The following is a 13,710-nucleotide window of genomic DNA, read 5'->3' on the forward strand; positions in this document are numbered from 1 at the left end:
GTTGTGTTCCGCCAGCCAAACCGCCCGTTGACTGATAGCGCTTTGACCAGGGACAACGCCGTCAGATCGATTCTGAGCCAAGATCAAGAAGGTACGTCGGGAAGAAGCGCGCCAGCAGCGCGCGGCCGTCGCAGGGTACGACATCGTCTTCGCGCCGGTGAAAAGCGCCGCCGTACTCTGGGCCCTCGACTCTCGATCGTGGGTACGCGACGCCGTCCGCGACGCCCACGACGAGGCCAAGGACTCTGCGCTGCGGCTGCTTGAGGAACACGCCGCGCTCACGCGAACCGGCACTGGAGGCGTCGCCCAGGTCGAGACGCACGGGCTGATCGCTGCGGCGTTCGATCACTACGACTCGCGATCCGGCGATCCGAACCTGCACACCCACGTTACGATTGCCAACAAGGTGTGCGGCGTCGACGGCAAATGGCGTGCCCTCGACGGTCGCGCGCTCTACCGGATCGTCGTCGCAGCATCCGAACACTACAACTCCGCGTTTGAGACGGCCCTCTCTGCTCGTCTGAAGGTTCGCTTCGCTCCCCGTCGCGACACTGCTGGAGGCCGGGAGCCAGTGCGGGAGATCGTCGGAGTTCCGGACGATGTCATCCAACTCTTCTCCCGCAGGCGTGCCGCGATCGAGACCCGCTATGACGAACTTGTCCGCGACTATCGGCGTAACCATGGTCATGACCCGGCGGCCGCGACCGCCCACCAGCTCGCGCGACAGGCGAACCTCGACACCCGCGACGGCAAGAAGGCGCCGCAGTCCCTTGCCGCGATGCGCCGAGACTGGGTGGTGCGAGCAGGGCCGAAGACTGTTCGAACCGTGATGTCGGCGGTAGGCGACGGACAGCCCGGCAAGCCTAAGCCGGTCGATACGGCGGAACTGGCGCGGCTGGCTGTGGCTGGCGTCGCGGAGCGACGCAGCACGTGGACAGTCTGGAACTTGCGCGCGGAGGTCGAGCGGATCATTCGTGACAAGGCATTGTTCGCGACCCTCGCCGACCAGCGCAGGACGATCGATGAGATCGTCCAGCGCGCTGTATCGCCGGAGATGACCATCGTCGTGTCGGCACCCGCAGTCGTCGATGAACCGGCCGGCCTGCGTCGTACGTCAGGTGACTCGATCTTCGTGGAGCACGCGTCCACGCGGTACACCAGCTTGCAGGTTCTCGACGCCGAACGACGCCTCCTGGCCGCGGCTCAGACCGTGACCAGCAGCATGTTCCCCCCAGACCCTCTCGACCTTCTGCCCACAGACCTCGATGCCGGCCAACGCCGCCTGGTCACGACATTCGCCGAAGATCCGCGTCTCCTGGTGGTCGGGCTCGGTGCGGCGGGCACCGGCAAAACGACCGCGATGCGTGCCTTCCGACAGGCGGTTGAAACTGCGGGTCGACGCGTGGTTCCGCTCGCATCTTCAGCCGCGGCTGCAGCCGTGCTCGGCCACGACATAGGGGTACGCGCGGAGAATGTGCACAAGTTCCTCACCGATCTTCGCACGCAGCCCGACGGCGGACTCGCCAGGTCCGTCGGGCCGGGAGACATGATCCTCGTCGACGAGGCCGGGATGGTCGGCACCGTCAACCTCGATGCACTTGTCGCCTTCGCAGTATCTCGAGGTGCCCTCGTCCGGCTTCTCGGTGACTACCGACAGCTCGGCGCTGTGGAATCGGGCGGCGCTCTGCGTCTGATCGCGCACGACATCGGCGCGGTCGAACTCGACGCCGTTCACCGCTTTCACGACCCCACCGAGGCTGCTGCAACGCTGGAGCTACGCGATGGCGACAGCGGTGCGGTCAGGTACTACCTGGATCGGAATCGGATCACCGGCGGATCGAGACAGGCGATGATGGACGCCGCATACGAGGGCTGGCAGGCCGACATGCGCAGCTCGAAGCTGACGCTGATGATCGCCGCGACCAATACAGATGCGGCAGCGTTGGCCGCGCGGGCACGCGTCGATCGAGTCGCCGCCGGGCAGGTGGAGCGTGATGGCCTCCGGCTGCATGACGGCAACATTGCCGGGCGCGGAGACTGGATTGTGACGCGGCTGAACCAGCGCCGCCTTACCGTCAACGGCGGCCGCGACTTCGTCAAGAACGGTGACCCTTGGCAAGTGATCAAGCGGCACCGAGACGGCCGGCTCCGCGTTCAGCATCTTGTCCATGGTGGCCGGGTCACGCTTCCCGCCCAGTACGCCGTGAACGAGGTTGAGTTGCTCTACGCCGTCACGACCCACCGCGCCCAGGGTGCGACCGTCGACACCTCGCATGTTCTCGTCACCGAGGAGATGGCGAGGGAGCACCTGTATGTCGCGGCGACCCGGGCACGCTTGTCAACACGGCTTTACGTTGCTACGCACGACGTGCTACCGGTCGATGAGGACCATCGGCTGGACCGAACCGAATGGGACCCGGACGCGCTGGCTGCCTGCGAGGTGCTTGAGCAGATCATCGGCCGCGAAGGTGCCGAGCGTTCGGCGACCGAGCTGATACGCGAGGAACAGCGGATGGCAGGCTCGCTCACGACGCTCGTACCTCGTCTTCAGTTCGCCGTTGAAAAGGCTGCTGTACAGCAATATGCGACGCTCGTACGTATGCTGGCCGGTCCGCAGGCGGCAGACGACACCGCTGTCGGTGCTCTTCATCGCGCATTGCGCCGCGGCGAGGACGATGGCTGGGATCCGGGTGTTCTGCTCCGGCAGGTGATCAGCGAACGTGAGACGAACTCGGCCGAGAGCGTCGCGCAGGTGCTCGCTTGGCGCATCGATGCGCTGCTCGACAGTGATGCCCGGCGTTGGCACCGAGCGGCCGATGACAGATCGGTTCTCCCATGGGTGCGCGTTCCGGATTCAGTACGTCACGGCGAGTTGGGCGCTTACATCGCCGAGGTCGAGATCGCGATCCAGAACCGAGTAGAGGAACTCGCCAGGACCGCCGAGCTGGAACAGCCCGCATGGCTCACAGTCTTCGGCGCCTCACCGAGCGACACCACGGACCGGGAGCGTTGGTTGCGTCGGGTGGGTGTGGTCGCTGCGTACCGCGACAACTATCAGGTGACGGGTGACGAAGCTGAGCGTCCGCTCGGTCCTTACGTGGAGGAAGGGCGGGCCGGCCATCGCGCGTACTGGCATGGCGTGGCGGCGATCCTCGGCGAACCGCAGTCGATTGACTTGCACCCGGCAGCGGCCGATGTATTCCGCTCGCTGGCGGCTGACGACCAGGCCGCCGTTCGCACGGAGATGGCGCGGGCGATCTCGCCGCTGCCGGTACTCGGAGACGATGTCACGCGGATGGAGTACGCCGACCACCTGGCGCAGGCTCTGCGACGCGCAGGACATCGGATTTCCGACGCAGATGCTGGCGGCCCGTGGCGTACTGCCGATCCGGTCAGGGAGCGCATTCGGACTGCGAAGGCGGCCGAGCGCGAAGCGTACCGAGAGAGGCTCGCAGTCGGGTCTCGCCGTCGCCACATCGAGCAACCGCGTAAGAAGGAGAGGCCAACGAACATCGATGAACGGATAGTGCAGCAGCTCCCTCCGCCGATGACCCGTGGCCAACAGCATCTGCCGGGTCCGGTTCCCCGCCTGTGAGTAACGACTGGCCGATTGACGCACTGATGGCGTACTGGCCCGTCTGCTAATAAGCCCTTACATTCGAGTCATGAGCAGCGAGCTGGACCCACTGGCCCGTACCGCGCTGTGGACCGCATCCATGCGTGCCCGGGAGCATGATCGCAAAGATCGTCTGTTCGAGGAGCCATTGGCTGCTCTGCTCGCAACTGATCTAGGCCCCAAGATCATGCGAAGTTTCGAGGGTGAGGTGCAGCGGGGCGTCGAAGATCCGGCCCTCGCGGTCCGCACACGGTTCTTCGACGACGCCATCCTCCAAGCCGCAGCGCATGGCGGCGTCGGTCAGATCGTGCTGGTCGCGGCCGGAATGGACACCAGGGGTTACCGTCTGCGATTGCCGCCGAGTACGCACCTGTTCGAACTCGACCGGCCAGTGCTCTTCGAGCTGAAGCGAGAGCTTCTGGCGGAGGCGGGGGAGCAAGCGCGTGTCCCTGTTCAGATGATCGGGGTCGACCTCCTCGGCGACTGGATCGGCCCGTTGCTCGCCGGCGGGTTCCAGCCCGAGACGCCGGCCGTGTGGCTTGTGGAGGGCCTCCTGTATTTCCTCTCCCCGACCGAGCGCGATCGGCTCCTGACGGAGATCACAGCGACCGCGGCCGCAGGCAGTCTTCTACTGGCCGACTACGTCACGAACGCGTCACTCGACAGCGAAAAGATGCGTTCGTGGCGGGAGAAGATGGCAGCGTCGGGCCATCCTTGGCGGTCAGGTTGCGATGATCCGCATGGCCTTCTCGGACGCCTCGGCTGGCGCACTAACGTTGCCGCGTACGGGTCCGCGCAAGCGGACTTCGGCAGGTGGGCCGACGCGATGATCGAGCCAGACACTCCCGCGACGAGGGGCAGATATCTGATTTCGGCTGTCCTCGAATCAGCGGTGAAGGCCGGCGAAGGAGGGCCCCACTCTGAACGGCTGGACATCGATCTCGCGCCAAACATCGCCCACGACGTACGGTTCGATTCTTAGCCACTCGTCCAGTTCGGCACGGGACGGGTAGTCGAGGACAAGCACGGACCCGATCATCTTGTCGCTCTCGTCGAGCAGCGCTCCGCCATAGAGCATGTTGCCGCGGGCGACGAGCTCGTCTCCGAGCGCGATGTGCGCTTCGCGGGCGGCGAGACGCCGGTCGAGGGCGCCCGCGTCGGTGCCGTCGCGGGCGATCAAGATGAACTGCATCGCCTTACTCCTCATCAGGTGAGTCGGTCACTGCCGGTTCGAACCCGGTGGGCCAGCGTGTGTGCGCGTCCCAGCGTACGGCGGTCAGTATCGTCCGGGTGAGGACGGCACGGGTCAGGTCGGTGCCGCATAGATCGGATCCGGTCAGATTGGCCCCGGTCAGGTCGGTGCCGGCGAGTTTGGCCCCGGAGAGGTCTGCGTGGACGAAATTTGCCAGCCCGGCGTCGGCGTCGGTCAAAGTCGCCTGCGGCAGTGCAGCGCCAGCGAGGTCGGCCATCTCTAGGTTCGCCCGGTCCAGGTTGGCGTCTGCGAGATTTGCTCGGGTAAGCCTCGCTCCGGACAGATTGCAAGAGGCCATGGTCGCCCCGGCGAGGGCGGCGTCGGACAATTGTGCCCGCTCAAGGCGTACGCCGGAGAGGTTGGCGCCGCTGAGCTGCGCTCCTTGCAGCGTCCCGTCGGTCAGCCATCCCTTCGCCTCCAGCTCCAGGGCGGCGCGCGTCGTGAGGCCGCGGTCGGTGCTGGCAAGTTCGCGGACGAGCTGACGGCGCACACGTTCATCTTCCCTACGGGCGGCGAAGCGGTCGATGAGCAAGATGACCATTGCCATGCCGACCAGCTCCGAGCCGAAGTTCGCGTAAAGATCGTCGAACAATCCGCTCCAGGTCAAGCCGTGCTGGTGTACCTGGCCGATCGCGAGCACGGCCGCGCCCAACAGCATGAGGGTCAGGCCGATGCGACTTGCGGGCAGTGGGCTCCGCTGCCGTTTCATCCGGTCCACGGCAGTGGATTCGGGTCGGAGGGCTGCCACGACGAATCGATCTCAGGGATGGTCATCGCGAGGCGGAAGGTGATGTAGTAGTTGCGATTAGACGGGATATGCGCATTTCGGCAGGCGGACCGAGCGTAGCGCGCGCCAAGGTTCCAACATCCGCCGCGCAGCACCATGCGGTCGCTATCGCCGTGGCCGATGGGATCGGCCACGGGTTGGGCGTCGTAGGGACCGTAGCCGTCCTGGCACCACTCCCAGCATTGGCCGTGGATGTTGAACAGGCCGGCTGAGTTGGGACGCTTGATGGCGGCTTCGTGGGTCTTCAGGCGGGAGTTGTCGGCGAACCAGCCGTACTCGTCCAGCAGCGTTCGGTCGCTGCCGAAGTTGTACGGCGTGTCGGTGCCGGCTCGACATGCGTACTCCCACTCGGCCTCGGTGGGAAGGCGGAAGATCGCCGGGGGTGCGGCGGTTTCAGGCAGGCTCTTCGGGAAGGCAAAGGCGGGAACGTCCTTCAGGCCCGGGTCACCGTTCCAACGCTGGGCAAGGACGTTCAGCCACTCGAGGTACTTTTGGGCTTCAAACCAGGTGGGCGCCACGACCGGCTCGGAGCCCAACGGACTCCACTCATCGATGTTGGGCAGGCCGACAGTCTTCGTTTGTTCCATGAAATGCTCAAACTCGGCCCGGGTCACCTCACGGTCGGCCAGCGCGAACGATCGCGTGAGCGTGACCAGATGCCGTGGGCCCTCGTAGTCGCTACGCTCGGCTTCTCCTTCCGGTGATCCCATGCGGAAAGCCCCGGGCCGAAACACGACGAAGGTCAAGTCGCGGGAGTCGTGGTGGACGGTGAACCAACTCCGACGACCGGTGGGATCGTAGGCAGCTCGGGGCATGGGCTTCGTTGATGCGCCTATGCGTCGTCGCAACCAGTGGGCAGCAGCTCGAACGCCTGCGTCGTCGTCGTTGAGGCGAGCGATAGCCTCATCAATGCCGTGCGGTGCGGAGCCGTACTCTCCCAACGCAAGCAGTAACGCCTGTTGTGCGAGTGGTTCACGAACTGTGGCCAGGTGAGATAGTAGAATCGATGGGTCGATCCTGCGGTCGGCCGCCTGCACGCTGAACTGAGTCATCAGTTCAAGGTCTCGAGCTGGCGCCAGCGCTTGGTCCAGATCCGGCGTGACGCCGAGCCGCATCATTGTGCATAACGCTGCAGCCCGCCGTCTGCCGAGGCGTACGCGATCGCTCTCGTCCATCTCGTCGGTGGGCGCGGCGTGCGCGGCCGCTTTCAAGGCATCAATGGCGTCGGGCGATGGATTGGCTGCGAGTTCAGCGAGGATGGCCTCGTAGTTTTGGGGCAGCGCGGCCGTGGCCATGCGCGCGAGCAGCTCTGGCTGGTCGGCGGCAAGATCGAGCAGTACGACCGCTCGCGTCTCGCGAATCGCTGAGCGGAGTTCGCGATCGTCGGCGAACAGCGTGAATAGGGCTGGCAGCAGGTGCAGCCGTGCTGCCCGAAGCGCGTCTACGTATGCGCGCAGGTGCAGCTGATTCTGCTGGACGAGTTCGTGCGCGACCTCGTCGGCGATGTCAGCCCACCGTGGGTCGTCGGCCGCCGAGTCCGCGAGAAGGACGGCGATAGCCAGCAATGGCGCGCCATGAGCGTCCGAGGCGTACGCCCATAGCTTGTCGGCGAGTGCGGGGGAAGGCGGACGCAGCGCGTCGCGTATGGCGACCTGCTCGTCCGGCCACAGTCGTGGGAGGTCATCGAGAAGCGCGTCGAACTGCTGCGGATCTGTTTGGACCAGAAGCAGGCGCAGACGCCAGCGCTCCCGCAATGACGCTAAACCGAGGCGGCTGCGCGCATGCTCGGCGAGGTGATCCGAGTGGCCCGATAGCTTCGCCAATAGGCCAGGCACATCGCTCGGCACGACAACGGCGAGCTGATCGACGAGATCGACAAGCTGGCGCTGGTGCTGCGCCACCGCCTCCGCCTCGCTCGCGTCGAGATAGGGCAGAAGATCTGGCGAAACTGCCTCACGCCCCTTTGCCGCGAACCACCGACGCGCCTCGTCCAGCGGCCCGCCACGAAGGAGGAACGCGCGGGGGTCGGTCGAACGGTGCCAGTCCTGCATCCACTGCCGAGTGCGCTGCTGCCAGAGCAAGAACTGGCGGTCCTCCACCAGCCAGCCGCGAAGGCGTTCCCACGAGCGAATGATTGCCTCGTGGGCAAGTTCCACGGTCGGGCCGCCCAGCCGGCTGGAGTCAGTCACGACCAAGCGGGCGGCTGCGAGCCCGGCAATTACCTGCTCAACGCCCGGCAGACCGATGAGCTCGGCGATGGGAGTTCGCCGCCGTGCATCGTTTCCATCCTCTTCTGGGCGCGCGACTTGGACCAGACGAACGAGCAGTTGCCGCGCGGCGTACTGCTGCTCAGGGGAGAGGGAGGTGTAGACCTCCTCCGCCCGGGCGCTGATCGCTCCCGGGAGGCGGCCGACTTGTTCGTAGCCGCTGGTTGTCAGGACCGCATCGGTCCGGCGGTCCCACAGCCGCGTGAGGGTGAACTCGAGCAGCGGTAGATTGCCGGGTTCGGTCCCCGCGTCGTCCAGGATGCGCTCGACGAGGCCGGATTCCAAAGTGAGTCCAGATTCTTTTGCTGGCTCCGTGATGACGGATCTGAGCTCGTTCCGGCTCATGGGCGGCAGGTGGACGACGCGATCCTGTAGGAGGTCCGAGAGTCCCCGGTGGCCGATCACGCGGCCGTAGAAATCACCGCGGAACGTCAGCAAGAGTTTGACGCTATGCGGATAGGTGCTCGTCACGCATCCGACTAGGTCATCAAGGAATGCGCCTATGCTCTCCTCGTTCGGGGCGTGGGTGTACAGTTCCTCGAACTGGTCGATGATGACGAGGAGAGGGACGCCGGCCCTCCGTGAGCGCCGCTTGATCGCCGCAGCGAGATCTGCGGGCTCTCTGCTGCGGCCGAGAGCGGCGAGCAGGGCCGCACGCGGGTCAGGTCCAGGCCGAAGCATGGCCACGTCCCAATGTCCGGTCGTGCGGAGGGCCGGAACGACTCCGGCGAATACGACCGATGACTTGCCACTACCGGATGCGCCGACGACCGCGACGAGTGCGGCCTGGTTCAGCTTGGCGACGATCCGCCGGACAGTCGTCCGCCGGCCATGAAATAGCGCGGCATCCTCCTCGCGGAAGGCGGACAAGCCGCGATAGGGACACAGAGTCGAATCCCGCTCCGCTGCCGTGATCGAAGACCCGGGGACACGGCGATACAGAGCCCAGATGCTCGCGGCAACGTCGTCCTTGAGCTTCAGCGCCGCGATGACGCGCGTGAGGAACTGGGCGCCAGGAGCCCGTTCACCGCGTTCGATGTTGGCAATTCCGGCTTCATGAAAGCCGATCAGCAGTGCAAGGTCGCGCTGTGACAGCCGTGAGCGAAGGCGTAACTCGCGCAGGTACGTGCCGAGCTCGCTAGTCGGATTGGCCATCGCGTCGCCTCACCTGTCGTCCCGTACGAAGAGGCGGTTGCCGGCGGCAAAGGCGTCGAGGGGGGCGCTGGCTGCGTACTCCGCCAGATCCTGGGCGGAGTTGATGAAGCCCCTACCTGGGAAGTTGAGCGATGTGTTGCACAGCACTCCGACGCCAGTGCGTTCGGCGAAGGCGGTCAGGAGCCGATAGAGCAGCGGATTCTCGTCCTGGGCAACGGTCTGCGTTCTCGCGGTTCCGTCGGCGTGGGTGACTGCGGCGAGCCGGGGGTCCAGCACCTTCTGGAAGTAGAGCATGTGCGGACTAGTGCCCGACCAGGCGAAGTGCTGCCCGACGTCCTGCTCGCGACAGACTGGTGCGATGGGACGAAACTCCTCGCGCGACTTGATCTCGTTCAAGCGATCCCGCACACTCGTCGAGAACGGTGCGGCCAACAAGGATCGGTTGCCCAGAGCTCGGGGGCCGATCTCGGCTGGGCCCTGTGCGATTGCGATGACGGCGCCGTCGGCCAGCAGCTTCGCTAGGTGATCAACATCCGGAAGCACTTCACGGAATCCGGCCGGTGCCTGCGCGAGATCGTCCAGGAAGGGCTGTCCGGAGTAGACGCTCCAGGAGATCTTCGCCGATCCGGTGAATCTCAGTTGGGCATCGACGGCGGTGCCGATCGCGGAACCCGAGTCGTTCGGACACGGCGGTACGAACACGTCCGGGAAGAGCCCGCACTCTCGCCACCGGGTATTCCAGTCACAGTTCAGGCCGCATCCGCCGGCGATGAGTAGCGGATATCCCTTGGTCAGTCGTAGCGACGCGACGCGATAGAAGCGATCGAAGATCGCGGCGGAGTGGTGGGCAGCCAGGTTACGGAGTTCCTGAGAGTCCAGGCCGATGTCGTGAAATGCGGAGGTGGCGAGCAGTTCCTTCGGGCTGGTCAGCAAGATCGAGGTACGGCTGAGGATCCACTCGATGACCCGTCGTCCCTCATCGGTGAGTGGAGCGCCGTCGGCGTACCCGGTCAGGGCCATGAGTTTGCCCGCGTTCGAGAACCGAAAGCCGCCGTTGACGGTCGCCGAGGTCGGATCGGCCAGCGAGTAAAGGTACTGGTATTTGTTGCCGGGGTCATCCATCACGTGCGCGATCCGTGTGATGGTGACATCGGGTCCGATCTCGTAGAACGCGCCGATGTTGCCCTCCCAAATGAGGGCATAGCATGGCTCGCCCTGGGGATACGGCGACATCCCGTACGCGGACATCAGGTGCGAGCGTTCGTGCGTCGAGGAGAAGTAGCGAACCTCACGGCCCAGCAGCCGTCGGGTGGCGATGATGGTTCGCGAGTCGTCCCAGCCGAAGTATCCGGCGCCGAGCGGACGGTCGGCGGAGTGGAAGCCCTTCACCCAGCCGCTGAGGCAGATGGCGTCGGGGAAGTCTTCGCAATGTTCCAGGGCATCGAGGAGTGTCGAAGGCGCGAGATCGGCGTACCGCGGGAAGGAGTCCTTCTCGGACTCGAAGGAGAAGACGAGCGTTCCGTCGTCGATCAGCGCGACCGTGCCGTCATGGCCGGGCTTGAACGACAGGACCCGCACAGCACCGCCCCCTGAGCGCCGAGATCACACCGAGTGCGGTTCAAGCTACCCAGCGGGAGCGCTCAGGTCAACGGCGATTGTCGCTACCTCGATGTCTAGGGGCCGATGAAGTCTCCCTCCTCGGTCTCGAGCGGGGAACTTTCCCAGAGGCTTTCGAACGTATCGGCGTACGCGTCGAAGACCCCGCCGTTCTGTGTCCTACTCAGTTGGAGCACGGGTGTCCGACTGACCGTCGGGCCGAGGGCGTCGAGGACGACCATCATCGTGGTGTCGAAGCGCAGCATGGCGGGTTCCGTGGACAGGTGGCGATTCTGTACTCGGCCTGGTGGGCTCGCCTCGGAAGTATCGATGTCTATTCGCAGGCGGACGTCCACTCCCCGTGCTACCTGTACGGCCAGGCTGGAACGCAGCAACGGCAGGAGTCTCGCCATACCTGGAGCCGCGGAGATCCAGATGACCTCCGCGGCGCTCCGAGCCAGACTTCTCCAGAGCTTCGCCGGCACGTCGTCGACATCGTCATACATGCACACCAGGTCGCCCGAGTGAACCGTTGCGGCATAGACCGGCCAGAGCCAGGCGACATCAACGTCGAGCGCTGCTGCCGCGGCCTTCGCCCGGCGCATCCGCGGAGTTCGGTTCTCGTAGTACCAGCGTTGAACCGACTTCATGTGCGCGCCGACCTTGATGGCCAGGTCATCGAATCCTAAGTTGCTGGCCTCCATCGCCGCGCCGAACCGTTCGTTGCGCAATATCCCCTCCTGGCGGGGAAGTCGCAGTCCTTCCCGATATCGGTCCCGGGCGGGGATTTCCCGCCCGGGGATGGCCCGGTGTCTACCCAGTGCCGCGGCCAGCTTATAGCACTTAGTGACATAAGTTCAAGACGTGCTAGTGGTGACCTAAGTACTGTGATCGAATGGTGACGTCTACCCAGGAGCGCCACCATGCCCGCAGTCCCGTTGTCCTACGCACAGATCGCCGAAGACCTTGCCAGTCGAATCGGCAAGGGGGAGTATCCGCCCGGCGGGCGGCTGCCCTCATACGCCCAGATCGCCGACCTCTACAGCGTCTCCATATCAACGGCGGCGCGTGCGATCGGCCTGCTTCGCTTCCGCGGGGTAGTGGTCGGTGCGCAAGGCCGTGGCGTTTACGTGCCGGAGAAGGACTGACCTCATGCTGACTCGGAGTCGACTTCCCACGGGGTAGCTACTCACGCGTACCAAGCTTCGAACTGGCGGCGCAGTTCGGCGTCGACCCGAGCGCGCCGCTCCCCCACGAGATCCTCGACATTCTCCGCGGTCTCGCGAACCTTCGGGCTATCGCGCTTCTCGGCCCCGTTCTGCCTCCCCTCGCTCTACTTCACCGGACCTATCCACGCAGACGGATACGGGGTTTCCCCGCTGGGCCCATGTGGACTACCCTGCGCGATGAGCGTGGGACATTTCGTGTCCGGTAATGCGGCACGGGTGGTTCGGGGAGGGGCGCGCGGTGGGGGACTTCCGGATCGATCTGCAGGCGTTCGCGGCCTTGATCGCCGCGCTGAACGCCGACGTCGCGCAGGGTCTCGCTCCAGGCGCATCACGGGCTATGGAGAGCCTCGGGGCCGAGCTCGTGAGCGGTGCTCGATCCCCATCGGGAGAGATCAGCGCTGCCCGCGCAGCGATTCAAGATGCGGCGCAGATGTTCCTGGCGAATGTCCCCGCACACCTCGCCAACGCGGACGCCTTGCTCAAGGCCGCCGAGAAGGTGTTCAGCCACTATCGGGAGACCGACATCCTGTCTCAGGCGGAGCTCCAGCGCGTAACGGCCGCGAGCGTCGCTGCCGGCGAGCCTGCGGACGAATCAACTTCCGCCAATGCGGGATCAAACCTGTCCAGCGAGTTCATCGGGCCGCTTCCCGCTAGCCAGATACCGGATCAGATCCCCTACCCAGGCTTCTGTCTGAACTGGAAGGCATATGACGTGCCACGAATCTGGTCCATGGTCAAGGACGAGGGCTCTCGGGCCGTTTGGGCACAGATCGACGCGTACCGCCGTCTCGCAGACGCGCTGGAGGCTCAATACCGGCGGATGCTAGTGCTGCGTGATCAGCTCTCGGCAGTGTGGACCGGTCAAGCCGCTGCCCAATTCTTGGCGGCCTGGGACAAGCACGCCGCCGCGCTGGGGGAAGACGCCCTGTGCGCTTCCCGCACCACAGGCGCGCTAGTTGGGCTGGCACAGAGCCTCACAAGAGCGCGCGCCAAGATCGAGCCGATTTACGCGGAGTGGCGGTCTGTCACCCATGACTGGACGCCGGAGTGGTGGGACAGCGCCGCCGCGAAGGCTAACGACAAGGCGCAGCTCGTCATGCGGCAAACCGACGCGGCGATCGCGGATCACCGATCGACGATTACGGTTCCGCGGGCTACGCCGACGTTCTACGAAGTCGGCACGCCGCTGTCCACCGATCCGACGACCGACGGCGGTTCCACGTTCCGTGGCAAGGACGAGACCTCGCAGCCAGCATCGAAGCCGACTACGAGGCTGGTCCCACCGGTGCCGAATACGAATCCTGTCGTGGACAACGGTCCAGAGCTGACCGGCACCCCGCTGCCCGTGGCTGTCTCGCCCTCGACGCCACCGTCGGTGCTGCCGATTCCACCGGGCGTCTGCGAACTTGCCCCAGGCGGCGGCGCGTACGTCCTACCGGGGCCGTGGGTACGATCCGGACGGATACTGCCGATGCCCGTTCCCCCGACATCGACGGCGTTCGGCGGTCGTACCCATGGTGCCGCTGGTGCAGCGGGCGTAGGTCGGGGTGGCGCTCCCAACGGCATGATGGTCGGTGCGGCCGGCGCTCCGATGAGCGGTCAATCAGGCGAGGGCGGCCGGAAGCGCCAGCGCATGGGCACAGAGGAGTGGGAGGTCGCTCAAGGCGTACCACCGGTGATTGGCTCTGTCGAGGATCTGCCCCAGGTCGAGGAAGCGGCCCCTCCGGAGGAGGATGCCTTCGACCGCTGGTTCACGCAGCTGGCGAGCCCGTGGGAAGCTGCTTCGGACAGATGGAGGTGAGCCCCGT

9 protein-coding genes are annotated in these 13,710 nt (G+C 65.5%); 4 read left to right on the top strand and 5 right to left on the bottom strand.

Translation table 11 applies throughout. The annotated features are described in order from the left end of the window. Nucleotides 1–82 precede the first annotated feature (82 nt). Nucleotides 83–3,595, top strand: a complete 3,513-nt coding sequence (gene mobF, locus AB0M47_RS26180; protein ID WP_363418656.1) for a MobF family relaxase — start codon at nucleotides 83–85, stop codon at nucleotides 3,593–3,595. 70 nt (nucleotides 3,596–3,665) lie between these two features. After that, complete coding sequence (locus AB0M47_RS26185) at nucleotides 3,666–4,598, top strand: SAM-dependent methyltransferase (protein ID WP_363418606.1); 933 nt, start codon at nucleotides 3,666–3,668, stop codon at nucleotides 4,596–4,598. On the opposite strand, the gene AB0M47_RS26190 is transcribed toward AB0M47_RS26185, so the two are convergent. The 5 genes from AB0M47_RS26190 to AB0M47_RS26210 all read right to left on the bottom strand — a co-directional run bounded on the left by AB0M47_RS26190 (nucleotide 4,503) and on the right by AB0M47_RS26210 (nucleotide 11,404). Further along, a complete protein-coding gene (locus tag AB0M47_RS26190; protein ID WP_363418608.1) occupies nucleotides 4,503–4,808 on the bottom strand; it encodes a YciI family protein in 306 nt (101 codons plus the stop codon). The genes AB0M47_RS26185 and AB0M47_RS26190 overlap by 96 nt on opposite strands. A 4-nt stretch (nucleotides 4,809–4,812) precedes the next feature. Then, on the bottom strand, nucleotides 4,813–5,526 hold the full coding sequence (locus AB0M47_RS26195; protein WP_363418610.1) for a pentapeptide repeat-containing protein: 714 nt from the start codon (nucleotides 5,524–5,526) through the stop codon (nucleotides 4,813–4,815). Nucleotides 5,527–5,573: 47 nt separating this feature from the next. Then, entirely contained in the window at nucleotides 5,574–9,077 is a 3,504-nt protein-coding gene (locus AB0M47_RS26200) for an SUMF1/EgtB/PvdO family nonheme iron enzyme (RefSeq protein ID WP_363418612.1), read from the bottom strand. Nucleotides 9,078–9,086: 9 nt separating this feature from the next. Further along, the gene (locus tag AB0M47_RS26205; protein ID WP_363418614.1) at nucleotides 9,087–10,655 is read right to left on the bottom strand and encodes a carbamoyltransferase C-terminal domain-containing protein; all 1,569 of its coding nucleotides are present in this window, start codon (nucleotides 10,653–10,655) and stop codon (nucleotides 9,087–9,089) included. Between the two features lie 95 nt (nucleotides 10,656–10,750). Beyond that, nucleotides 10,751–11,404 (bottom strand): hypothetical protein, encoded by a 654-nt coding sequence (locus AB0M47_RS26210; RefSeq protein WP_363418616.1) that lies wholly within the window; start codon nucleotides 11,402–11,404, stop codon nucleotides 10,751–10,753. Between the two features lie 192 nt (nucleotides 11,405–11,596). Here AB0M47_RS26210 and AB0M47_RS26215 point away from each other — a divergent pair, with 192 nt between their 5' ends. Together AB0M47_RS26215 and AB0M47_RS26220 are read left to right on the top strand one after the other, a co-directional pair. Beyond that, nucleotides 11,597–11,821 carry a winged helix-turn-helix domain-containing protein gene (locus AB0M47_RS26215; protein WP_363418618.1) on the top strand — a complete coding sequence of 75 codons (225 nt, stop codon included), beginning with the start codon at nucleotides 11,597–11,599 and terminating at the stop codon, nucleotides 11,819–11,821. A 319-nt stretch (nucleotides 11,822–12,140) separates the two neighbouring features. Then, nucleotides 12,141–13,703: a hypothetical protein gene (locus AB0M47_RS26220; RefSeq protein WP_363418620.1), complete on the top strand. Its 1,563-nt coding sequence runs from the start codon at nucleotides 12,141–12,143 to the stop codon at nucleotides 13,701–13,703. The last annotated feature ends 7 nt before the right edge of the window (nucleotides 13,704–13,710 follow it).

The organism is Hamadaea sp. NPDC051192 (genome assembly GCF_040682475.1).
Taxonomy (GTDB): Bacteria; Actinomycetota; Actinomycetes; order Mycobacteriales; family Micromonosporaceae; genus Hamadaea; species Hamadaea flava.

What these genes read in the sequence shown, in the direction of transcription:
- AB0M47_RS26185 (WP_363418606.1), top strand. Translation starts at nt 3,666, where the DNA reads ATGAGCAGCGAGCTGGACCCACTGGCCCGTACCGCGCTGTGGACCGCA.
- AB0M47_RS26190 (WP_363418608.1), bottom strand. Translation starts at nt 4,808, where the DNA reads ATGCAGTTCATCTTGATCGCCCGCGACGGCACCGACGCGGGCGCCCTC.
- AB0M47_RS26195 (WP_363418610.1), bottom strand. Translation starts at nt 5,526, where the DNA reads ATGCTGTTGGGCGCGGCCGTGCTCGCGATCGGCCAGGTACACCAGCAC.
- AB0M47_RS26200 (WP_363418612.1), bottom strand. Translation starts at nt 9,077, where the DNA reads ATGGCCAATCCGACTAGCGAGCTCGGCACGTACCTGCGCGAGTTACGC.
- AB0M47_RS26215 (WP_363418618.1), top strand. Translation starts at nt 11,597, where the DNA reads ATGCCCGCAGTCCCGTTGTCCTACGCACAGATCGCCGAAGACCTTGCC.